Origin of the sequence: Chryseobacterium oryctis (genome assembly GCF_025971925.1) — a bacterium.
GTDB classification, from domain to species: domain Bacteria; phylum Bacteroidota; class Bacteroidia; order Flavobacteriales; family Weeksellaceae; genus Chryseobacterium; species Chryseobacterium oryctis.
The window spans coordinates 13,614-36,952 of sequence record NZ_JAPDHV010000011.1 but is presented as its reverse complement, the minus strand read 5'-3'; the positions used below and the strand labels follow the sequence as shown (position 1 = coordinate 36,952).

The following is a 23,339-nucleotide window of genomic DNA, read 5'->3' as shown; positions in this document are numbered from 1 at the left end:
GCAAAATGGAAAAACTCACTTTTGCAGATTTTGACCTTCCGGTTAAAATTCTTGATGTTTTAGCAGATTTGGAATTGTTCGAGCCTACACCTATTCAGGAAAAAAGTATTAAACCGATACTTTCGGGAAGAGATGTGATGGGGATTGCACAAACCGGGACTGGTAAAACATTAGCTTATCTTTTGCCTGTTCTTAAAACCTGGAAATATAATAAAAACGGAAATCCAACGGTTTTGGTACTGGTTCCTACAAGAGAATTGGTAGTTCAGGTAACCGAAATTTTAGAAAAATTAACCGAAAATATTTCTGCAAGAGCAATCGGAGTATATGGTGGAAAAAATATCAATACTCAGAAACTTTTATTTGATAATGGGTGTGATATATTGATAGGAACTCCGGGAAGAGTGATGGATTTGTCTATTGATAATGCAATTTCGTTAAAAGAAGTTCAAAAACTAATCATTGATGAGTTTGATGAAATGCTGAATCTTGGTTTCAGACCTCAGTTGACTCATATTTTTGAAATGATGAAGGAAAAGAGACAGAATATTCTTTTTTCTGCAACAATGACAGAAGCCGTAGACGAAATGTTGGATGAATATTTTGCAAGTCCTGTTGAAATTTCACTAGCAAAGTCGGGAACTCCACTTGAGAAAATTGAGCAAACTGCTTATAAAGTAGAGAATTTTAATACTAAGATTAATCTACTAGAATATTTATTGAAAAACAATACTGATATGTCTAAAGTATTAATTTTCAATAACAATAAAAGACATGCAGACTTATTATTCACTAAAATTGATGAGCTTTTCCCTGGTCAGTTTGATGTAATTCACTCTAATAAATCTCAAAATTACAGATTGAAAGCGATGAAGAGCTTTGAAAATGAAGAAGTAAGAGGTTTGATTACAACAGATGTCATGGCTAGAGGTCTGGATATTTCAAATATTACTCATGTTATCAATTTTGAAACTCCTGATATTCCGGAACAGTATATTCACAGAATCGGTAGAACAGGTAGAGCAGATAAAGACGGAAATGCAATAACATTTGTAACCAAAAAAGAAGAACCTCTGATTCTTGATATTGAATTGTTAATGGATAAAGAATTGACTTTTGTTGATTTCCCTGAAGAAGTGAAAGTTAATCCTAAGAAAATAGCTGCTGAAGAAGAGCATATTGCGATGAAAAATCCTGTTCAGGTTAAGCTGAATGAAGGAGGAGGAGCTTTCCATGAAAAGAAAGCGAAAAACAAGAAAGAAAACTGGGGTGGACCTTCAAAAAGAAAAGCTCCGAAGAAATTTGGAGCAAACAGAGCTCAGCAAAAAGCAATTTCTAAGTCTAAGAAAAAGAAATAAAAAAACTCCCTCAATTTGAGGGAGTTTTTTTATTTTACAAGATGTAATTCATAAATATCATCATAACCGTCATTGTTATAATCTTCACCATCCATACTTGAATCAATTACAACAAACTCGGCTTTTGTTAAAGACTTAACTGGAGTAGTTACACCATCTACAACAAGTACTTTTGTTGTTTTGTTATAAGTGTAACTTGTTTCATCATAATAATGATTACAAGAACCATTATAGAATTCATAATAGTTAGATTTTAGTTTACCGTCTGCTGTAAATTCTGAAGTTTGCTTTTTTTCACAATCATCAAGAATATTATTTGATAAAATTGTAGAATTATCTTTTCCCGAAATTACTCTCACCTGTGAGTGTTTCCATGTACCTACGATTGTTGTTTCATCTTCATTGTCATCATTACTACAAGAACCTAAGGCTAAAGTTGAAGCCGCAGCTACGGCTAGAAATAAAATTTTTTTCATGTTTTTTTTATAAATTATTTTTCACAAAGAAATCAAAAAATGTTTAATCTAAAGAATTCCTCGAGGCTCTGCCTCGGGGTAAAAAGAGGAAAAGTTTGAAAAACGGATGGTTTTTCAAAAGAATAAAAAGATGTAGCTTTGATTAATGGACGACCATATTTTGAAAAGACATAATAAAACCTTACTTCTTTACCATATTGTTTTTCCTGTTAAATACAGGAATTCGGTTATTAGTGAAGAAGTTGGAATTGGTTTGAAAGAAATATGTATTGAATTGTCTCATCGCTATGAAATTCATTTTTTAGAAATTGGTTATGAAGATAACCATGTTCATTTTTTGATACAAAGTGTTCCCAATTTGTCAATTAGTGAAATTTGTATGAAAGTAAAAAGTATCACAGCTAAAGAAATTTTCAAACGTTTTCCCGAAGTTAAAGCTAAGCTTTGGGGTGGAAGTTTTTGGACAAGTGGTTATTATGCAAACACAGTAGGTCAATATGGAAACAAAGATGTCATTAAAAAATATATAGAAAATCAAGGAAAAGAAAAAGAATATCAAAAAGTGCATGAGGCTCAGCTTACACTTTTTGACTTTTAATACTTCGGGGCTCTGCCCCGGGGTAGTTTATTAATGCAAAATTATTTTAAATGATTTAATGTATTGAAAAACAGCACATTGTGTTTTGTTTTAACTCTAAGCTATTTGATGTAAGGTTCCATTATCTTAGTCCAAACCTGGTATCCTTCAGGAGTTATATGAAGCATATCTTCTAGAAAAAGGTCTTTTCGTACGTTTCCGTTTGTATCTTCCATTGCTTTTGTAATATCAATAAACTCAGCATTGGGTTCTTTATCCATAAATGCTTTTATTTTTTTGTTGGCATTTCTCATTTGAGACCAAAGATTTTCGCGGCTGGGAGAGTATTTCATCGAAATATAATCAACCTGAATATTTGGAAATTTCTCTCGGATCTTTTTATAGAAAACTTTGTATCTGTTTACAACTTCTTTTGGTTTTAGTTTAGGATTATCCGCAAAGTCATTCTCACCGCAATAAATAATGATTTGTTTGGGTTGATAGGGATTTAAAAGTTCTTCTGAAAAGTAATTCAAGTCTGTAAGTCTGGAACCTCCAAAACCTCTATTGATAATAGTCTTGTTGGGGAAATAATCAGAAACATCAGTCCATTTTGTGAAAGATGAACTTCCTACTAAAAGAATTGCATCTTTAGGAGGCGTATTTTCCTGATTTAATTTTTTGAAATTCTGAATATCTTGCCAGAACATTGGCTTTTTCTCTTGTGAAAAGAGAAGTGTAAAAGTCAGTAGTAAAAATACTGAAAGAAACTTCTTCATTGTTAAAAATTTAATTAATACATTTAATAAAAAACTCCCGAGGTTATCGAGAGTTTGTTTTTATCTTTTATAGCTTACATAAATATTGTCTGATATTCCATCACCGTCAAAATCTAATGGAATTGGTAAATCGATATCTATTACCTGCATAAGCTTTAATTCTTTACTTGTAAGCACAGTCACTCTGTATTTTTGCTCACCTTCTTCACTGAATTTAAGATTTAAATCTTTAGTTTCTTCGTTGTAAGTATAAGTACCTTCACTTGTGTCACTTATTTGGCAATTATCAGCAGTTCCTGAATAAGCTACATATTTTACAATATAATCTGTTCTGAAAGTGATAACACTTTTTGCGGCACAATCATCAGGAATTTCTGTTTGAATTACAGTTTTATTATCTTTTCCCGAAATATATTCTATTTTGCTCACTTTCCAGTCGCCTTTCATTATGTCTAGTTCATAAGCTTTGATATCATCATCTTCACAAGAAGTAAGCGCTAACGCTGAAAAGGCAAACAAAAGTAGTTGTTTTTTCATTTTTACAAATTTAAGAATGTGCTAAAATATAAATAAATTTGAAATATTTATAATGAAATTCAGGTTTTTTAACCGAATATTTGCAAATAAAGGGATTTGTATATTCAAGGTTAAAAAGTTTAGAGTTTGGTATTGTATAAGAAGGTACGGGCACCAACTAATTTTAGACCCCAAACTCTAAACAGTTAATATTTTTTAATAACTCATTTCCACAATTTTGGAAGCATCCTGAGGAGTAAGGTTTTTATATTCTCCCAGACCTAACCAATTTCTTTCTGTGAAGGCTTTTTCAACTCTTTCAGCTGTTCCCTTATAATCTTCGGTATATTCTGAAAGTTTAGTTTTGATATGTAAACTATGGAAGAATTCTTCTAGTTTTTTGATTCCTAATTCTGCTTTTTCTTCTAAAGAACCATCTTTTATGCCCCAAACTCTTTCAGCATATTGAGCAAGTTTACCTTTTTTGGTTTCAAAATTATAACGATAATGTGAAGGTGCAATAATAGCTAAAGTTCTTGCGTGATCAATTCCGAAATAAGCTGTTAATTCGTGTCCCATTGCATGAACTGCCCAATCTGTAATTACTCCTTTCTGGATAAGTCCGTTAAGAGCCATTGTACAACACCACATGAAGTTTGCGGCAGCATCATAATTAAATTCATCAGTCAAAACTTTAGGAGCAGTTTCCTGTAGACTGATTAAGATACTTTCAGCAATTCTTTCCTGTAAATCAGCAGAAGAAGGAGCTGTCATGTATTGTTCTAAAACGTGAGTATAAGCATCTGTAAGACCGTTTACAATTTGATTTTTAGGAATTGACCTTATCACTTCAGGATCCAAAACTGAAAACTGAGGGAAAAGTCCGGGACCTCCGCTGGATAATTTTTCGTTGGTTTCTCTTCTTGAAATTACATATCCTGAGTTCATTTCCGAACCTGTAGCAGGAAGAGTAAGTACACTCCCAAAAGGCATACCTTCACCTTCAAAAGTTCTTACAGATTTTGTAAGTATGTCCCAAGGTTCACCATCGTAATTTGCTGCTGCAGAAAGGAATTTTGTTCCGTCGATAACAGAACCACCGCCAACTGCCAAAAGATAAGTGATATTTTTTTCTTTGATAACATTCAACGCATCAATTAACACTTCATATTCCGGATTGGCAGGAACACCTCCGAATTCATATAAATCATGTTCTTTTAAAGCGTTTTTTACCTGATCATAAACACCATTGCTTTTGATGCTTCCTCCTCCATAAATCATTAATATTTTGGCATCTTTAGGAATTTCTTTGGAAATTTTTGCAATTTCCCCTTTTCCGAAAAGTATTTTTGTTGGGTTTTTAAACTCGAAATTAAGCATTGTTCTTTAATTTATTTTACCCCAAATTTAAGGAATACAATGAGAAAATAGAGTTAAGAAAGTTGTAAAATTATTCGATTTTAAACTTTTCATTTTTGCAGTCTAAGGTGATAACATGATTCAAAAAGATTTTATTTCCCAGCATCCCTGTCATTCCCGAACTTTTCATCAAAAAGTTTTGAATTTTAGATGTTCCTTCTATATAAGTGATTTCATTTAATTTTAATTTTTTATCTCCGAACAAAATTGTTTGATTGGAAGGAGATGATTTTATGGTGAGTGTCTTTCCCCATGAATTACCTTTTTCAATTTTTAAATTTGCCTTTGGAATTCTGTATTTAGCCCAAGTTTCTTTGTGGGTTATAAGCTCATAACCGCTAGTTCCGGAGTCATACATTAGTTTTAGATTTTCGTTCCCAATTCTTGCAGGAAGTAAGATTTTTCTTTTTTTGAACTCAAAATTATGAAATCCATTTTCTTTAATTTCATTAAGAAATGAACAGGTATTTTCTTTAAAATTTAAAATAATTACTCTTTTTTCGAGTAAATCAGTCCCAATGGTTCCGATAATATTTTTGGCATCCTGACTTTTTAAATCTAAAGGTTTTCCATAATCTAGAGTTTTAAAATTTTGAGAAGTAATTTCCATTTTACCAATTTTAAAGTTTGATAGAATATCTTTAATATTATTTTTAGGAAAAAAAATATTTTGAATTGATTCTAAAGATTTGCTGTAGAAAATAGTTGTTGGACTTCCTGTATCCAGTTGCATATAGAATGTTTTATCAACTCCTTTTATCTGTACAGGAAGTAATAATGCAGAATATGGATTATCCGCATTTGAAATCCATCGTAAAGGAATATTTTCTGATGTTCCTGAAATAGTTAAATTGTTTTCAGGCGGTGTGAATTTTTTATTAAAATAAATATATCCTCCGACAATTGTAATCGTAAATGTAATTAATAAACCAAGGAGAATTTTCTTAAATATTTTCATTCCGTTCTTTTTCTGCAAGATTCGGAATTGAATGAGAAATAATAAGAAAACTAGTTACGTCAATAATACGTCAATGTAATGACAAGTTTTATAAAATATTGTTTTTCAGTTTTATATATAAATCTGATTTTTGGCTTAAACTAGAGCCGTTTTTGAAAATAATATATACATTAATGAAAAAAAGAGTAACCAAAAAAACAAGAAAAAGTGGGAATTTCAGTGAAAAGGCTTTTTGAATAAACGGACTTACAATCATTGATATACTCAAAACACAACACCAGATAATCTGAATACTTAAGATGCTTTTTCCTAATTCTTTTACTCTTGAATCTTTACTTCTGGCAATTAAAATAGATGGAAAAATAATATTTCCTAAAGGCAAAATGATAAAAGAAAGAGCAGAAATGTTAATGAGTTTCACACGATTAATATCTATATCAGATTCTTGTAAATCAAAAAGATTTTCAGGTTCCGTTTCTAATGCTGAAGCTAGAGATTTTAGGGTAAAACCTTTTGGCGTGTTTCCAGCCTCAATTCTTTGAATTGTTCTTAATGAAAGTCCTGATTTTTCGGCAAGTTCAGACTGAGTTAAATTTTGAGTTTCTCTTAATGCCTGAACTTTATTTTTCATTTTTTGGAATGGTTTTAATTTTGCACCAAATTTATAAAATCTAAAAATATTTTAGAGAGCAGGTTTAGAGCAATCATCACTTTTAAAATAAATTCCGTTGCTGTTGGATTCTAATTTTCCTGTTTTCCTGTTGATTTTTACAAGAAAAGATTCTTTTGTTAATGGGCAGTTTTTCGTTTTTGAAAGGTATAAATAGATAAAATTAGCATCTATTTTATAAGAACTTGCCAGTTTGTTGTTTGTATAAACTTTGTATCCGTAGGTTTCAGCAACCAGAATAGCTTCAGGCAAGTTATCAATAAAACCAATGAATTCTCTTAATTGTTGTTCGCTAGAAAAATATTTTGACTTTCCGTTTTCACAGGCGATAATATAAGAAAAACAGTTTTCACCCAAACATTTTTGAAAGAATCCCTTTTCCGGAGCAGGATCATTGATGGTCATAAATTCGGGCATCTGACTTTCATAAATGATTGCCTCATCAACATCAATATTATTTCTTAACACCGACCAATAATCAATTTTTTTATCAGGAACAATAAAAGGGTACAGATAATCTGTGGTATCAAAAACTAGTGGTATTTTTTGAAAATCATCAGGAACAGCCTTTGTTGTCTGCGAAAAAATAAGACCAGATAAAAGGAAAAAAGCCGTTGTAAATATTTTCATATTGAATGATAGTGTTCTGCAAATTTAGTAAAGAAGATACTTATTCCAATACAATTTTATAATATCCCTTTTCGTCGGTAACATCAATGTTTATTCCGGTAAAAGTTAATTTATTGATTTGATACCCATCGCAACCTCCTTTAAATTCAGATGACTGTATTGAAAAATCAATATTCTTAACATTAGAATAGAATTTATAATTTTTTGTTCCATTATAAGCTCCCACATTTTCCAGAATAATCATATCATCTGATGTTTTCGTTAATTGAACTTGAACTTGATTCTCATCAACAACTGAATATGTAATGAGAGCACCATTGGTTATCAAATTTTCGTCGTTAGAATTAACAAATTTAAAAGCTATCGTTTGAGGAGCATTATAACAACCTTCTCCACAATTTATCAAAGTGAAAACGAGCAGAAGAAATAGTAATAATTTTTTCATAGGATTAATTTTTGTGAAATGTAAAATTAATTAATTGACTTTTATAAATGCTGTTTGTTGTTTTTTAAAAGTAAAAATATTTATAAAATTTTAAACTAAATAAATTAAAATTAAAACCAAAATCTCCTACATTTGTTATATGATACACGACCAACGCGCAGAAAAATTCAGGCAGATTGTGGAAAATAAGTTCCAGATTTATAATTCATTATTTATGAGTCTGCCTTATGATAAAATGACCAATATCGGGATGCTTCTTCCGTTTCTTTATGAAGAAAGTAAAATAGGATATGAAGCGGAGAAAACACCGGAAGAAATTGTTGAAGAATTCTTTAAAAACCATACAGACTTACAAACCGAAGAGCAGAAACTGGAATTGCTCTTTAAAATCATACAGTATATAGAAAGACAGGTTGTTTTGTTTGATAGTATTGAAGATGCGGCATTTCCCAATCTTCATTCTGAAAGTGATAGCGGAACGATAACCAATCTTTTTGAGCGTTCTTTACAAGATCATAAATTGGAAAAAGTTCGTGAAAAGCTGAAAGATTTCAGTATAAAAGTGGTTTTTACGGCTCACCCGACACAATTTTATCCGAGTTCGGTTCAGAGAATTATTCAGGATTTGAGAACGGCAATTACTTCAGATTCTGTTACGAATATTGATACCTTGTTGCAACAATTAGGAAAAACCCCTTTTGTAAATAAAGAAAAACCAACTCCGATTGATGAAGCGTTGAGCATTATTTCTTATTTAAGGTACGTATATTACGATACGATTGGAGAATTATTCACTAAAATCAAGAAAACGTTCGGAAACGGACATTTTCATTTGCATGAGGATATTATTCAATTAGGTTTTTGGCCGGGAGGAGACCGAGACGGAAATCCTTTTGTAACAGCAGAAGTAACAAAGAAAGTAGCAGGAGAATTACGTTCGGCGATTTTAAAATCGTATTACAGTCATTTAAAATATATAAGAAGAAGATTGAGCTTCAGAGGAGTTTCAGAAGTTCTGACTGTTCTCAATGATGAATTATATGCCGCTATTTTTGACGGAAAGGAAATCACCGTTGATGATATTCTGAAAAGAACTGATGAAGCTGAAAAGATTTTAGTGGAACAGCACAATTCGTTGTTTTTAGATTTACTTGTGAATTTTAGAGACAGGGTGAAAATCTTTGGGACGCATTTTGCGACATTGGATATTCGTCAGGATAGTAGAGTTCATCAGCAGGTTATTGATGAAGTGTATGCTAAAATTTACGGAGATATTGAGGTTTCTAACGAAGATAAATTCAACCAGTTAATTCAGATTTCAAATAAAGTTAATTCAGATGATTTTGAAGGTATTGTGAAAGATACTTTATTAACGGTTTCTCAAGTTTCAGAAATTCAACAACTGAATGGTTTGAGAGGTATGAACCGTTACATTATTTCCAATTCTGACGATGTGAAGGATGTAATGAATGTATATGCATTTTTCAAAATTTGTGGATATAAGGATGATGAAATCAAGATGGATATTGTTCCTCTTTTTGAAACCATGGAAGGTCTCGCCAATGCCGAGAATGTAATGAAAGAGTTGTATGAAAATCCGATTTATAAAAAACATTTGGAAAGAAGAGGAAATCAGCAGACTATAATGCTTGGTTTTTCAGATGGTACAAAAGATGGAGGATATCTGAAAGCCAATTGGGAAATTTATAAAGCAAAAGAAGTTTTAACCAAAATTTCTGACGAAAACGGAATTAAAGTTATTTTCTTCGACGGAAGAGGAGGTCCTCCTGCAAGAGGTGGAGGAAAAACCCATGATTTCTATGCTTCACAAGGCAAAACGATTGCTAATCATAAGATTGAGTTAACGATTCAGGGACAAACTATTACCAGTATTTTTGGAAATAAAGAACAGGCTCAATTCAATTTTGAACAACTTTTAACAGCTGGAATTGAAAATGATGTCTTTAAAAATGCTAAAAAAGATTTAACGGAAAAAGAAAGAAAATTAATCATAGAACTTGCCGAAATCAGTTATCAAAAATATTCAGATTTAAAAGCTCATCCTATGTTTGTTCCGTACTTACAGGAAATGAGTACGCTGGAATATTATGGTAAAACAAATATAGGAAGCCGTCCGTCAAAAAGAGGAGGTGGTAATGAATTGAAGTTTGAAGATTTAAGGGCTATTCCGTTTGTTGGCTCTTGGTCACAGTTGAAGCAAAATGTTCCGGGATTCTTTGGTTTTGGTTATGCGATGCAAAAGATGAAGGAACAGGGAAGATTTGATGAAGTTAAGGAACTGTACAGAGGTTCAGATTTCTTTAAAACATTGGTGCTAAATTCAATGATGAGTATGAATAAAACCTATTTCCCATTAACGTATTACATTAAAAAGAATCCTAAGTTTGGCGATTTTTGGAATATTTTGTTTAAAGAATATAACCTTTCAAAAGATATTATGCTGGAACTTACAGGCTTTTCAATGCTTCAGCAAGAAGACCTTATTTCTATGAAATCGGTGAAAATTCGTGAAAAAATTGTACTTCCTTTATTGAGCATTCAGCAATATGCTCTAATGAAGATTCAGAAAGGAGAAGGTAATCTTGAAGCATATGGAAAATTAGTGACACGTTCGTTGTTTGGGAATATTAATGCGAGTAGAAATTCGGCATAGAAATTATATACAAAGAGCTGTTTATAACTGATAAACAGCTCTTTTTTATTACTCTTTTATGAATTTTTCATAGTAAACCTTATCTTTCGTCTGAACTTTCAGGTAATAAACACCTTTAGGGAAATAATCAACTTCTATTGATTTCTCATTGATGTTTTTTGTAATTAACCTACCTAAGTTGTCATGAATTTCTAAGGATAAAACTTCACTTTCAGTAGCTATATTTAAAATATTACTAACCGGATTTGGGAAAATGCTAAGTTTCTGTTTTTTTACTAAGTCAGAAGTATTTAAAACCTGATTATAAAAACTTCCAAAGTTTAAAATTCCGTAACCCATTTGATCAGTATAACTAGGATAGAGAGAAGCTGTTTGTCTTAATCTGTTTTTCATTGTATCTCTATTCATTGTAGAAAATGCCTGAATAAGGCAAGCAACACCTCCTGCTGCAATGGGTGTGGCAATAGAAGTTCCACTAACAACTGTTGTTGAATTATTGTTTACGGTTGTAGAACTTGTCCCTCTTGTACTTCCGTCAGGTTTTATAACGCCTAATGAATTAGGGCCGAAAGATGAAAAAGTTGAAGAATTTCCTGTAGAGTCAACAGATCCAATGGTAAAAACTTTTGAGTTATCCGCAGGAGTTAAAATATAGTGCCAAGGTTGGGCTCCTGAATTTCCCGCAGCAATTAATACAAAAATTCCTTTATTAGAAGCAATTTCTGCTCCTCTTGCAATAAAAGACTTTGAACCATTCATATCAGAATAAGTATAATTGTATTGTGGGTCATCAAAAGTATAATATCCTAGAGAGGTTGTGATAATTTCAACACCTTTTCTGTCGGCTTCTTCAGCAGCTTCAATCCAATATAATTCCTCTTCGGGAATTTCTACATCTGCATTTTCGCTTCGGTAAAGGTAAAAATTAGCATCGGGAGCCGAACCAATAAAAGTATTTTCTATATAACCTCCAATTGCTCCTAAAACTACTGTTCCGTGAGCATTCAGTGAAGGTTCATAGATATTGGTCGATTTTGTAACAAAATCATAACCTCCTTTAATTTGATTATTATTGTTAAGTCTGGAAAATGCGGAACCCGTATTCACAGTTGGAAACCCTGTATCAATAACGGCGATTGTAACTCCCGTTCCTGTATAGCCTGCAAGATGAAGAGGTCTTAAATTAATCTGGTCAATTTGCTCAGAACCGGAACCATAATCAAATAAAGTCTGTGTTTTATTGGTTGAGTAAAAATCTTGCCATTTGTTATGATGTGCTATTTTAGTTCCTGTTGATGACAAGTTTTTAGCAAAACTTTCAACACTTTGTACATAGGTTTGAGATTGAAGGGTCGTAATTTGAGCCGGAGTTGCATTTACAGCAACACCATTTAGCCATTTTGAGTAGTCTGTTACCGTAAAACCAAGATTTTGAATATTCTGAATATAAGTTTGTTCAATAGGAGCGTCCTGGTCGTTCAATGCAATTCCTAATGTTGTACGTCTGTCGAGGGATTTTTGGCTAAGCTCTGAAAGAGGATTAGCATAAAAAGCAGCTTTATTGGGCTTGTCTTTAAAAAAGACAAAAACAAGTTGTGTTTGAGCAAACGAAATAGAATAAGCTGCTAAAAGACAAGATAATAAAATTTTTTTCATATATTTCTTTTGTATAAAGATAAAACAAAATCAATAAAATTTTTAAAAGGATTTTAAATTCCTTATTTTTACACAAATATTTTATTTTATGAAAAAAATTCAGATGGTTGACTTGCAAAGTCAGTATTACAAAATAAAGAATGAAGTAGACAATGCAGTGTTAAATGTAATGGATTCAGCGGCTTTTATCAATGGTCCTGAAGTTAAGTCTTTCCAGAATGAATTGGAGTCTTATTTAGACGTAAAGCATGTTATTCCTTGTGCAAATGGTACAGATGCGCTTCAAATTGCCTTAATGTCTCTTGATTTACAGGAAGGTGATGAGGTGATTACAGCAGATTTTACATTTGCTGCAACAGTGGAAGTTATTCATTTATTAAAACTTAAATCTGTTTTGGTAGATGTAGATTATGATACATTTACAATTTCTATTGAGGCTATCAAAAAAGCAATAACTCCTAAAACAAAAGCAATTATTCCTGTACATATTTTCGGACAATGTGCCAATATGGAAGAAATTTTGAAAATTGCTGAGGAGCATAATTTATATGTAATTGAAGATAATGCCCAGGCAATAGGTGCAGATTATACTTTTTCAGACGGAACCGTAAAAAAATCGGGGACGATGTCTACTGTGGGAACAACTTCATTTTTTCCTTCTAAAAATTTAGGTTGTTATGGTGATGGAGGTGCAATTTTTACCAATAATGACGATTTAGCACACCGTTTGAGAGGTATTGTAAATCACGGAATGTATGAAAGGTATTATCATGATGAGGTTGGGGTGAATTCACGTCTGGATAGTATTCAGGCTGCGGTTTTAAGAAAAAAACTTCCTCATTTGGATTCTTATAATGAAGCAAGAAGAAAGGCAGCAGATTTTTATGATGAAGCCTTTGCTAATCACGAAAATATTTTAACGCCCAAAAGAGCAGAGAATTCTACTCACGTTTTTCATCAATATACATTGAGAATTTTGAATGGTAAACGTAATGAACTTCAAAAATTCTTAGCAGAAAAAGATATTCCGGCGATGATTTATTATCCTGTGGCGTTGAGAAAACAAAAAGCATATTATCAGGAAAGTAACGCTTCTGACTTTGTGAATACGGATAAACTTTTAGACCAGGTTATCTCTCTTCCGATGCATACAGAATTGGATGATGAACAGTTGAAGTATATTACGGATGCTGTGCTGGAGTTTATGGGGTAATGAAATAATGAGAGAAGAATTTTTTTTAAAAGGAAGAAAATATAAATTCTTTTTAGGATTTCATTTTTTAGTTGTGATACTTTATGCACTTTATACTGCTAATACTTTGAAATCTTATAATTCTTCAAGTTATGATCAATATTATAAAGAGAGTATTTCTTTAAATATTGCTAAATACTCTTTTTATATTGTAATTAATTTAATTTGTACTTTATTAATTTATTATAAAGCTAAAAAAACAAAAATTATACTTAATATTTTTGCTGGATTGATAGGTGTTTTGGTACTTTATGCCCAATTTACTCTGTTTAAAACCTATGAAAATAATACTTATTATAATTTTGTAATTCTTTTTAATTCATTGGTGATTGTTTTTATTACTTTTTATATTTTTTATTTAAATATTAATAAGAAAGAAAAAAATATAGTTAATGAAATAGAGGAAATAGGAAAACACGAAGATTAAAAAAATAAAACATGGCAATATTAGTCACAGGTGGACTTGGATATATTGGTTCTCACACGGTTGTGGAACTTTTAAATAATAACTTTGATGTTGTTATTGTTGATGATTTATCTAATTCAGAAAAATTTATATTACAAAATATAGAAGAAGTTACAGGAAAGAAACCTGTTTTTTATCCATTTGATTTAAAAAGGAAGGAACTTCTCTCACAGGTTTTTGATGCTCATAAGATAGATGGATGTATCAATTTTGCAGCTTATAAAGCAGTAGGAGAGAGCCAGGAAAAACCAATTGATTATTATGAGAATAATCTTTTTACTTTAATTAATATTCTGCAGGAATTTAAAGAAAGAGAGATTTCTAATTTTATATTCAGTTCTTCTTGTACAGTTTACGGACAGGCTGATACAATGCCAATTGATGAAAATACGCCTTTGAAAATACCAGAAAGTGTTTATGGTAAGACAAAGCAGATGGGAGAAGAAATCCTGATTGATTTTGCTAAAGCATATCAAAGAAAAATAACGTTGTTAAGATATTTTAATCCGATAGGAGCACATCCGTCTGCAAAATTGGGTGAATTACCGATTGGTATACCTAATAATTTAGTACCTTACGTTACTCAAACTGCAGCAGGAATCAGAGAAAAATTGAGTATTTGGGGTAATGATTATCCTACTGTAGATGGAACAGCAGTTCGAGATTATATTTATGTTGTAGATTTGGCTAAAGCTCACGTTGCAGCTCTAAAAAGATTAATGGAAAACAAATCTGAAGAAACAACAGTTGATATTTACAACTTGGGAACTGGGAATGGTTCATCGGTTTTGGAAGTCGTAAAAGCATTTGAAAAAGCAAATAATGTAGAAGTTCCTTATCAAATCTGTGATAGAAGAGAAGGGGATATTACAATTGCATATGCTAATGCTGATAAAGCAGAAAAAGAACTCAACTGGAAGTCTGAGACCACTCTGGAAGATGCATTGAGAACGACTTGGGAGTGGCAAAAATATTTGAAATCAAGAGAACTTTAAATTATTTATAAAATAATTAACAAAGATTATCCAAAGCTAAATGTTTCTATAGTAAACAAAAGAGTTTTGGTGAAATTTAAAAATAAGTCAGAATTATATGAAAACACAAAAAATTGGTATTACATTTTCCTCATTCGATTTGTTACACGCAGGGCACATTAAAATGCTTGAAGAAGCAAAAACAGTTTGTGATTATCTAATTGTAGGGTTACAAATTGACCCCTCTCATGATAGACCAACGAAGAATAAACCTACCCAAACTATTGTTGAAAGGTATATTCAATTAAAAGCAGTGAATGCTGTTGATGAAATTATTCCTTATTATACAGAAGAAGATTTAGAGGATATTTTGAAGTCTTTTGTTATTGATGTAAGAATCATAGGAGATGATTATATGGATAGAGATTTTACGGGGAAAAAATACTGTGAAGAAAAAGGAATTGAAATCTTTTATAACAAAAGAGATCATAGATTTTCATCAAGTGATTTAAGAAGACGAATTCACGAGGCAGAAGAACAAAAGCTAGCTAAAAAATAAAAAATCCCGAATTTATTTTCGGGATTTTTTATGTTATTACATTGGACCTTGTTGGTCATCTTCACCTTTGGTATTTGAATTGATATCCTTTTTCGGTTTTGGTTTTATATCAATTTTTTCCCCTTGTTTGAATCTATAAGTAAATGAAAGTGCAAACTGTCTTGGTTGCCATTGCATTTCCATATTACGCGTAAATTGTTCGGTATTTGAGAAATTTCTCATTCTTCTTGTGTTGAAAATATCTCTGATATTGAATCCAATTGTTCCATTACCGTTCCAGATTGTTTTCGATGCTCCCAAGTCTATTCCATACATTGCTTTTCTATCATTCATTGCAGTTTTTTCGCCGGCTCTGTAGAAGCTTTGTAGCTGTACACTAAATGTTTTATCGATTTTAAAAGTATTATTAAATCTTAAGCGATAAGAAAAACCTGTGCCAGAGAAATCGTTACGAGTATTCGGATTTTCTGGGAATAAATTAAAGCTTCCTGTATTTTTATACCCGTATAAATCTGCGGAAAGCATCATTTTCCACCAAGAGAAAGGATCATAAGTACCATTAAGATCTAATCCGTAATTAGTTTCAGAGCCAACATTTACAGGCTTTGTATAAATAGAACCATTCAAAAGATATTGATATCTGTTTTGCTCGTCCTGAGATTTTTTGAAGTATAATGTAGGGTTAAATGTAATTTTCTTGTTTGAAATACTATAACCTAATTCAAATGAGTTTTCATAAGTTGGATTTAGGTCGGAATTTCCTTGGAAGTAATTTCTATCATCATCAAAGGACATGAAAGGAATTAATGAAAATGCTCTTGGTCTATTAATTCTTCTAGAGTAGTTTAATAATAACTGATCCTTATTTCCTAAATCATAGCTTAAGAATACAGAGGGGAAGAATTGAGTATAGTTTTTCTTAACCGTTTCATGTTTTGGTTCGTAACTATCTTGTGTTCCTTCAATCAACTTATTATAATCAAAATTAATATTAATGGATGATGTTTCACTTCTTAATCCTAATTGATATGCGAATTTCTCACCAATTTTACTTTTAAATTGAGCATATATTCCCAAAATGCTTTCTGAATAAACTGTATTGCTGGTGAAATCATATCTTGTGTAATAAGGGCTTCCTCCATTACTTTCATTCACAAAATAGTTATAAGTATTTTTATTATAGTCATATCTTGCTCCCGCTTCAAATTTAGAGTTATCACCAATAGGCAATTCATAATCTGCTTTACCAATAAAGGTTTTGGTTTGAGAATGGGTATCTACATTATTGATCAGATTTTTTTCAGTTAAATTCTTGGTAATATTATATGAATTTTGTCTGATAACATTTGTACCATCTGACTTATTAGTTTGATAACTACCAGAAATGTAAACAACTTGTCCATTATCCCCAATTTTTTGATCTAAACCGAAATCTAGTTGAGTAGCAAAGTTTTTATTATTACCAACGCTATTTCTTGTTCTGGATAACTTCTCTGATGTTCTTGGCCCAATTTCAATGGTCGAGTTAGGATCATTGGGATCGGCTCCCATTACTGTACGATACTCAATTTCATCGTAAATATTGAGAGCATTTTGATCATTGTTAAAACTTCTGAGCATTCCAGATAAATTAACAGATGTTTTATCAGAAATGTCATGGGTAAATCCAGCTGTGAGGTTATAGTTATCACCTTCTCTTTTTGTTTTTCCATCTTGAATACTAGTTTGAGTATAAGGAAAACTATTTAAAGGAATACTATTAATGTCAGTAAACTTTTGTATAGTAGAGTTTTTGCTAGTGCTCTCATTTTTTTGATAACCACCACCTCCGTTTACATGCCAAGTCCAGTTTCCTTTTCTCCAATTCAAATTAGCATTAAGGTTTGTTCTTGGCAGGTATCCTACAGAGCCAGTAACGCTTCCGTTGAACCCCATTTTTTTATCTTTTTTAAGGATAATATTCAAAATACCTGCTGTTCCTGAAGCTTCAAACTTTGAAGAAGGATTGGTAATTACTTCAACTCTTTCAATTTGGTCGGCAGGAATACTTTGTAATGCATTTGCTCCATCATCAATTCCTAAAAGTGAAGAAGGCTTACCGTTGATTAAGAATTTTACATTAGAATTACCTCTCATAGAAACAGTTCCATCTGTATCAACAGAAACTGAAGGTACATTGGTTAAAACATCTTGTAAATTTCCTCCCTTGCTTACAATATCCTGAGAGGGGTCGTATGTTTTTTTGTCAAGCTCCACTTTGTATGGCTTTGTAGCTTGTGCAGTAATAACAACACCTTGTATGTCCTGAGTTTTTAAGTTAGTAGTACTTTTTTCAGGTTCTATAGATAATGCACCGATATTTCCTGCAGAAGTAATTTGTTTGTTTACAAGGCTTTTTTTGTAATCAATAGCTTCAACAGTTATGTCATAATTTCCCGGAGCAAGATCTAGTTTATATTGTCCCTTTTCATCAGTAAGAGTTGCATCGCTAAACAGTTTATTAGCTTTGTTACTGAAAGTTACAGATGCATAAGGTACAGGCATATTGTCTTTATTAACAATTGATCCTGAAATACCTACTTTATCCTGAGCAAAAGCCAGTGCTGCTGCTGACAGAACAAATGTAAGCCCTAACGTTTTTTTTGTGAAAAGGTGGATAATTTCCGTCTGGTTCATAGATTTGTTTTATGTAAATCGTCAATTATTATTCATAATATTTTAAAATTATCAATTGTGGAAATTCTAAAATAAGATAATTTTTTATTTGTATATGTTATATATGTCGCTTTTAATAGCCGAATGTTAATTATTATTTTGTTAAAATAAAGTTAATTATTTTATATTTTTTGAATTCAACCAATTCTGATAAGCTTTTGCATTTATAGCATGTTCTTCTGCACTTGCAGTAAACTTATGATATCCAAATCTTGCAGGATCTGCACACATAAAAATATAATTGTTTTTTTCGGCATTCAACACTGCATCTACTGAATTTTTATCTACAATACAAATCGGTCCTGGAGGAATTCCTGCATTTGCATAAGTATTGTAGGGAGATGGAGTAGAGAGATGTTTGTAAAAGACTCTTTTTATCGTTTCTTTAAAATTAGTCTGTTTGTTTATAGCATAAATTACAGTCGGGTCAGATTGTAGTTTCATTCCTTTTCTGTAACGATTCAGATATAAACCGGCAATTGTTTCCATTTCATCTTTTTTGCCTCCAGATTCTTTGTAAACAATCGAAGCAAGAGCATAAATTTGCTCTCTTGTTAATCCTGATTCCTGTTCTTTAGTTTTTCTTTCGCTGGTCCAAAACTCATTATATTGATCTTCAAATTTTTTGAAAAACTCTTTTGGTGTTACAGTCCAATAAAAATTGTAAGTATCAATAAACAGATATTTCTTTAAATCTTCAGCATTTTTATATCCTTTTTCTGTTGCAATAGCATTAAGATCATTTACGAATTTTAAAGAATCAAGTTCTGTTTTTTTAGTTACTTTACCAATCATTTGATACATATCCCCAAAATCACCGATTCTAAAACTATTTTCAGTTTGATTTCCGGCTTTAATCATATTAACGAGGTTTGTATTTCCTAATCCTTTTTGGAAATGGTAACGTCCGGGTTTAAAGTATTTTTCAAGGTCTTTAGATTTAGCAACAATTTCGAAAGACTCTTTATCTTTCACATATTTTGCTGTAGAATCTAGAATTTGTTTAAAACTCGCATTATGAGGAATCAAAACATATCCGTCTTTTTCTACATTATTGCCATAATATTTATTATAAAATCTCAAACCGAAAAATCCTCCTATTACAAAAACAAGTAAGATGATAATGAGAATAGCTTTTTTCATAAATGTTGATTAAAAAAGTTTTTGCTAATTTTTAAATAAGGTCTATTTTACCTCTAAAAACTTGTTTTGCGGGACCTTCCAGCCAAATGTTTTGGAAGTTATCAGCATTTTTTTCAGCATAAACCTTCAGATTTCCGCCTAGCGTTTTAACTTTTATGGAGGTTAGATTGTTTTTTTGAAGAAAAGTTAAAGCTGAAGCTGTAACTCCTGTTCCACAGCTGTAAGTTTCATCCTCAACGCCTCGTTCATAGGTTCTTACGAATATTTCATCATCAGAAATTTTTTCCACAAAGTTGACATTGATACCGTTTTCCTTATAATTCTCAGAATTTCTGATGCTGTTTCCTTGTGCAAAAACATTATAATTTACTAAGTCTTCTACATATTTTACATAATGAGGAGAGCCTGTATTCATTACAGTATCTTCTCCATCGTTGGAAATTGTGTTTACATCAATCATTTTCAGTTTTACAATTCCGTTGTGGATTTCGGCTTCGTGTTCACCATCAATTGCTATAAATTTGCATTTATCTTCGAAAATATCAAGAAAAAAAGCAAAAGCAACAAGACATCTGCCTCCGTTTCCGCACATTGTACTTTCTCCTCCATCAGAATTGTAATAAACCATTTTGAAATCGTAATTTTCATCATTTTCCAGAAGGATAAGACCGTCTGCGCCGATTCCAAAACGTCTGTCACAAAGTTTTTCTATTATATTTTTATCTTTTGGAAACTGTAAATCTCTATTGTCAATCATTACAAAATCATTTCCTGTTCCCTGATATTTATAAAATTCCATATTAATTCTTATTTTTTTCTAAAAAAAGCTTACAAAATTAATGATATTTAAAAGAAAAACGAACAGTGTTAGCTGTTCGTTTTATTATTTAGAATGATTATATTATCTTCTAAACCCGCTTCCTGAATTTGAGGAAGATGTGCTTTGCTGTGAGTTGTTCTGCGGAGCAGGTTGTGAACTGTTTCTGAAACCACCTCCAGAGTTGGAACTGCTATTGGAACTTGGCTGAGAAGTTGAATTTCTGAATCCGCTGTTACTGCTGTTTTGTCTCTGGCTACTTTGCTGTTGGTTTCTAAATCCGCTTCCTTGGTTATTCTGATTACCTTGGTTGTTTGAATTTGAATTTCTAAAACCACCGCTATTGTTATTATTTTGTTGCTGGTTTTGATTTCTGAAACCACTATTGTTGTTTCCGCTTCCTGTAGGATTTCCTCTGAATCCATTATTTGGTCTTGCAGAAGTTGTAGCATTTGCTCTTCTTTCTACATAAACTTTTCTTCTTGAATTATTGTAGTTTTGATAATAATATGGCATACCATTATCATAATAATAATTAATATCATTTCTGTAATAATATCCATCGTTTCCATAATATCCGCCGCTTCCATAATATCCAGATGGAGCATAGTAATATCCGTTGTTATAATATGGGTCACCATAACCGTAATTGTTACTAGCATATCCGTCAGAATATGCAAGGCAAGAAGTTAAACTACTAATAGCAAAAACACTGAGCGCTATTTTTAATAAATTTTTCATGACTTTATTGTACTTTTTTTTGTTTAAAACTTTTTTTCCAATTTAGGTATCCTAAGATAGCCATTATTGTAAATACCAAATATTGAACCGAAGTGATCCCAAGTCCTTTATAAATCATCATTGGTATGCAAATAAAATCTCCGATAATCCAAAAAATCCAGTTCTCAATGCGCTGTTTGGCCATAAACCACATTCCGATTAAAAATGTTGAAGTGGTAAAAATATCTAGCCAATTTCCCCAATCAAGATGATACAAACCTAAATTTGTACCCTCCATCGAAAATTTATTGTCAATATAAGGTTTGTAATAATATATGATGGTAACTATAATTAAGCTGAGTATAAAAAGAAGACTTCCGTAAATCCATTCTTTTTTTGTAGCCCAGGAAACTTCCACATGTATTTGGTCTTCTGAATTTTTTGACCACAAAATCCATCCATATACACTCATTACAGAATAATAAACATTAATCATACAATCTCCCAATAATCCGAAATTGAAAAGAATATATACATAGATCAGTGTGGAAATGATGCCTGTAGGATATACCCAGATATTTTTTTTAATTGAAAAATATACGCTCAGAATTCCGAAGAATGCACCACAGCTTTCTAATAGAATTTGTAGTGGAGTGTAGGTTTCATAGGGTTTTACGAAAAGATCGTATAAATTCATGTTATCAAAAATACGTAAAAAAAAGCATATTTTAAAATGATTTAAATAATATGTGAATCAGTGTTTTAACCGTTTTTATTTAAATTTATTAATGAAAATTTATCAATAAACATTCAGAGTTGTAAAATTTTTATATTTTCGTAAATCTTAAATAAATAATGGAATATGTCAAAAATTTGGGTTAAAAAACCAATGAGCGCTTATGAAGCTGATATCAAAAAGAGCCAGTTGAAACGTGTTTTAGGGAAATGGAGTCTTACTGCTATTGGAATCGGAGCAATTATTGGAGGAGGAATCTTTGTACTTACAGGAACGGGAGCTTATTATAATGCAGGACCTGCATTAGCTTTATCATTTGTAATTGCGGGGATTGCCTGTGTATTTGCAGCTTTGTGTTATGCAGAGTTTGCTTCTATTCTTCCGGTTGAAGGTTCTGCTTATGCGTATGCGTATGGAACAGTAGGAGAGATTTTCGCTTGGATTATCGGTTGGGGACTGATATTGGAGTATGCAATGGGATCAATGACGGTCGCCGTATCCTGGTCGGGATATTTTGGTAAACTCCTCAAAATGTTTGGCCTTCATCTTCCTTATTGGATGACAACGGATCCTGGAACAGCTGCTAAAGCTTTCGGTGAAGCTACAGCACAAATCGCAAAAGGAAACTTACCCGCAGATAAATTATTGACATTTCAAGAAACTATTAGCATGTATAATAATGCTCCAGAAATATTCGGATTTAAACTTTTCTTGAATTTGCCAGCATTAGTTATTGTTCTTTTGGTTATTTCAATCTTGGTTAGAGGTACAAAAGGAGCAGCAAAAGCAAATAATTTTATCGTAATGCTTAAAGTTTCAGCAATTATCTTCGTAATTATTGCAGGAGCGTTCTTTATAAACCCAGAAAATTGGAGTCCTTTTATTCCTGCGGCAACTACAATTACAGAAAATGGTGTTTCTCATAGTGCTTATGGTATAGGAGGAGTTATTGCAGGAGCGTCAGCAATTTTCTTCGCTTATGTTGGATTTGATGCTGTTTCTACACAAGCAGGAGAGGCTATTAATCCTAAAAAAGATGTTCCGTTTGCTATTATTGCTTCGTTGGTAATTTGTACGTTATTATACATTTTGGTATCTCTTGTTTTAACAGGTATGATGCATTATACAGATTTTAATCCGCTTGGTAAATATCCGGATGCAATCAAAGCTCCAGTAGCTTATGCATTTGATATTGCAGGTCAGGCTTGGGCAGGATATATTATTACAATTGCTGCAACAGTTGGTTTGATTTCAGTATTGATGGTAATGATTATGGGACAGTCAAGAATCTTCTTGGGTATGTCTAAAGACGGATTAATTCCTAAAACATTCTCAAAAGTAAATCCTAAAACGGCAGTTCCTACTAAAAATTTATGGATTTTGGGCGTTGTAATTGCTGTTGTTGCTTCCCTTACTCCAATTAATGATTTAGCTCATATGACAAGTTTCGGAACGTTGTTTGCGTTTACAATGGTATGTGTTGCAGTTTGGATATTAAGAGTAAAAGAACCGAATTTGCAGAGAAACTTCAAAGTTCCGGCTTTACCTTTAATTGCTTGTTTGGGTATTGCAATTAACATATACTTGATTTTCAATTTAAGCTATGAAGCGAAAATGTATTCATTTGCTTGGTTAATAATAGGTTTCATTATTTATTTCCTGTACAGTAAGAAACATTCAAAACTTCAAAATGGAGGTTTTGGAGAAACTTTCAAAGCAGAACAAGAACCTTTGGAAAAACCAGATTTAGATTTATAAAATATATTGTTAAAAAATCCACAGATTCTGTGGATTTTTTA

The 23,339-nt window shown here is 31.8% G+C and carries 22 protein-coding genes; 8 read left to right on the top strand and 14 right to left on the bottom strand.

The genetic code is table 11. From position 1 onward, the window contains the following. Positions 1-5 precede the first annotated feature (5 nt). Positions 6-1,358, top strand: a complete 1,353-nt coding sequence (locus tag OH806_RS16335) for a DEAD/DEAH box helicase (RefSeq protein ID WP_264744753.1) — start codon at positions 6-8, stop codon at positions 1,356-1,358. Between the two features lie 29 nt (positions 1,359-1,387). Here OH806_RS16335 and OH806_RS16330 read toward each other — a convergent pair whose 3' ends face one another. After that, positions 1,388-1,834: a lipocalin family protein gene (locus tag OH806_RS16330; protein WP_264744752.1), complete on the bottom strand. Its 447-nt coding sequence runs from the start codon at positions 1,832-1,834 to the stop codon at positions 1,388-1,390. Positions 1,835-1,979: 145 nt separating this feature from the next. On the opposite strand from OH806_RS16330, the gene tnpA reads away from it, so the two are divergent. Beyond that, on the top strand, positions 1,980-2,432 hold the full coding sequence (gene tnpA, locus OH806_RS16325; protein WP_264744751.1) for an IS200/IS605 family transposase: 453 nt from the start codon (positions 1,980-1,982) through the stop codon (positions 2,430-2,432). A gap of 101 nt (positions 2,433-2,533) precedes the next feature. On the opposite strand, the gene OH806_RS16320 is transcribed toward tnpA, so the two are convergent. From OH806_RS16320 to OH806_RS16290, 7 genes are all read right to left on the bottom strand, one after another. Then, on the bottom strand, positions 2,534-3,190 hold the full coding sequence (locus OH806_RS16320) for a GDSL-type esterase/lipase family protein (protein ID WP_264744750.1): 657 nt from the start codon (positions 3,188-3,190) through the stop codon (positions 2,534-2,536). A gap of 60 nt (positions 3,191-3,250) precedes the next feature. Then, the gene (locus OH806_RS16315) at positions 3,251-3,727 is read right to left on the bottom strand and encodes a lipocalin-like domain-containing protein (protein ID WP_264744749.1); all 477 of its coding nucleotides are present in this window, start codon (positions 3,725-3,727) and stop codon (positions 3,251-3,253) included. A gap of 195 nt (positions 3,728-3,922) precedes the next feature. Then, entirely contained in the window at positions 3,923-5,086 is a 1,164-nt protein-coding gene (locus OH806_RS16310; RefSeq protein ID WP_264744748.1) for an iron-containing alcohol dehydrogenase, read from the bottom strand. Positions 5,087-5,156: 70 nt separating this feature from the next. Beyond that, entirely contained in the window at positions 5,157-6,083 is a 927-nt protein-coding gene (locus OH806_RS16305; RefSeq protein WP_264744747.1) for a hypothetical protein, read from the bottom strand. An 88-nt stretch (positions 6,084-6,171) separates the two neighbouring features. Next, positions 6,172-6,714: a helix-turn-helix domain-containing protein gene (locus OH806_RS16300; protein ID WP_264744746.1), complete on the bottom strand. Its 543-nt coding sequence runs from the start codon at positions 6,712-6,714 to the stop codon at positions 6,172-6,174. A gap of 51 nt (positions 6,715-6,765) precedes the next feature. Continuing rightward, on the bottom strand, positions 6,766-7,383 hold the full coding sequence (locus OH806_RS16295; protein WP_264744745.1) for a hypothetical protein: 618 nt from the start codon (positions 7,381-7,383) through the stop codon (positions 6,766-6,768). A 40-nt stretch (positions 7,384-7,423) separates the two neighbouring features. Further along, positions 7,424-7,828, bottom strand: a complete 405-nt coding sequence (locus tag OH806_RS16290) for a hypothetical protein (RefSeq protein WP_264744744.1) — start codon at positions 7,826-7,828, stop codon at positions 7,424-7,426. A 139-nt stretch (positions 7,829-7,967) separates the two neighbouring features. Here OH806_RS16290 and OH806_RS16285 point away from each other — a divergent pair, with 139 nt between their 5' ends. After that, positions 7,968-10,502, top strand: a complete 2,535-nt coding sequence (locus tag OH806_RS16285) for a phosphoenolpyruvate carboxylase (RefSeq protein ID WP_264744743.1) — start codon at positions 7,968-7,970, stop codon at positions 10,500-10,502. Between the two features lie 48 nt (positions 10,503-10,550). Here OH806_RS16285 and OH806_RS16280 read toward each other — a convergent pair whose 3' ends face one another. Next, complete coding sequence (locus OH806_RS16280) at positions 10,551-12,158, bottom strand: S8 family peptidase (protein WP_264744742.1); 1,608 nt, start codon at positions 12,156-12,158, stop codon at positions 10,551-10,553. An 88-nt stretch (positions 12,159-12,246) separates the two neighbouring features. Here OH806_RS16280 and OH806_RS16275 point away from each other — a divergent pair, with 88 nt between their 5' ends. The 4 genes from OH806_RS16275 (at position 12,247) to OH806_RS16260 (ending at position 15,409) form a co-directional block, all read left to right on the top strand. Next, positions 12,247-13,371 (top strand): DegT/DnrJ/EryC1/StrS family aminotransferase, encoded by a 1,125-nt coding sequence (locus tag OH806_RS16275; protein ID WP_264744741.1) that lies wholly within the window; start codon positions 12,247-12,249, stop codon positions 13,369-13,371. A gap of 7 nt (positions 13,372-13,378) precedes the next feature. Next, on the top strand, positions 13,379-13,837 hold the full coding sequence (locus OH806_RS16270) for a hypothetical protein (RefSeq protein WP_264744740.1): 459 nt from the start codon (positions 13,379-13,381) through the stop codon (positions 13,835-13,837). 11 nt (positions 13,838-13,848) lie between these two features. After that, positions 13,849-14,871: a UDP-glucose 4-epimerase GalE gene (gene galE / locus OH806_RS16265; protein ID WP_264744739.1), complete on the top strand. Its 1,023-nt coding sequence runs from the start codon at positions 13,849-13,851 to the stop codon at positions 14,869-14,871. A gap of 97 nt (positions 14,872-14,968) precedes the next feature. Beyond that, complete coding sequence (locus OH806_RS16260; protein ID WP_264744738.1) at positions 14,969-15,409, top strand: adenylyltransferase/cytidyltransferase family protein; 441 nt, start codon at positions 14,969-14,971, stop codon at positions 15,407-15,409. Positions 15,410-15,445: 36 nt separating this feature from the next. On the opposite strand, the gene OH806_RS16255 is transcribed toward OH806_RS16260, so the two are convergent. From OH806_RS16255 to pnuC, 5 genes are all read right to left on the bottom strand, one after another. After that, on the bottom strand, positions 15,446-18,085 hold the full coding sequence (locus tag OH806_RS16255) for a TonB-dependent receptor domain-containing protein (protein ID WP_264744737.1): 2,640 nt from the start codon (positions 18,083-18,085) through the stop codon (positions 15,446-15,448). A 156-nt stretch (positions 18,086-18,241) separates the two neighbouring features. Further along, positions 18,242-19,267, bottom strand: coding sequence for an endolytic transglycosylase MltG (gene mltG / locus OH806_RS16250; protein ID WP_264744736.1), 1,026 nt, complete (start codon positions 19,265-19,267; stop codon positions 18,242-18,244). Positions 19,268-19,298: 31 nt separating this feature from the next. Then, entirely contained in the window at positions 19,299-20,066 is a 768-nt protein-coding gene (dapF, locus tag OH806_RS16245; protein WP_264744735.1) for a diaminopimelate epimerase, read from the bottom strand. A gap of 102 nt (positions 20,067-20,168) precedes the next feature. After that, a complete protein-coding gene (locus tag OH806_RS16240; protein ID WP_264744734.1) occupies positions 20,169-20,825 on the bottom strand; it encodes a hypothetical protein in 657 nt (218 codons plus the stop codon). A gap of 4 nt (positions 20,826-20,829) precedes the next feature. Beyond that, entirely contained in the window at positions 20,830-21,501 is a 672-nt protein-coding gene (pnuC, locus tag OH806_RS16235; RefSeq protein ID WP_264744733.1) for a nicotinamide riboside transporter PnuC, read from the bottom strand. 165 nt (positions 21,502-21,666) lie between these two features. On the opposite strand from pnuC, the gene OH806_RS16230 reads away from it, so the two are divergent. Continuing rightward, the gene (locus OH806_RS16230) at positions 21,667-23,298 is read left to right on the top strand and encodes an APC family permease (RefSeq protein WP_264744732.1); all 1,632 of its coding nucleotides are present in this window, start codon (positions 21,667-21,669) and stop codon (positions 23,296-23,298) included. Positions 23,299-23,339: the final 41 nt, after the last annotated feature.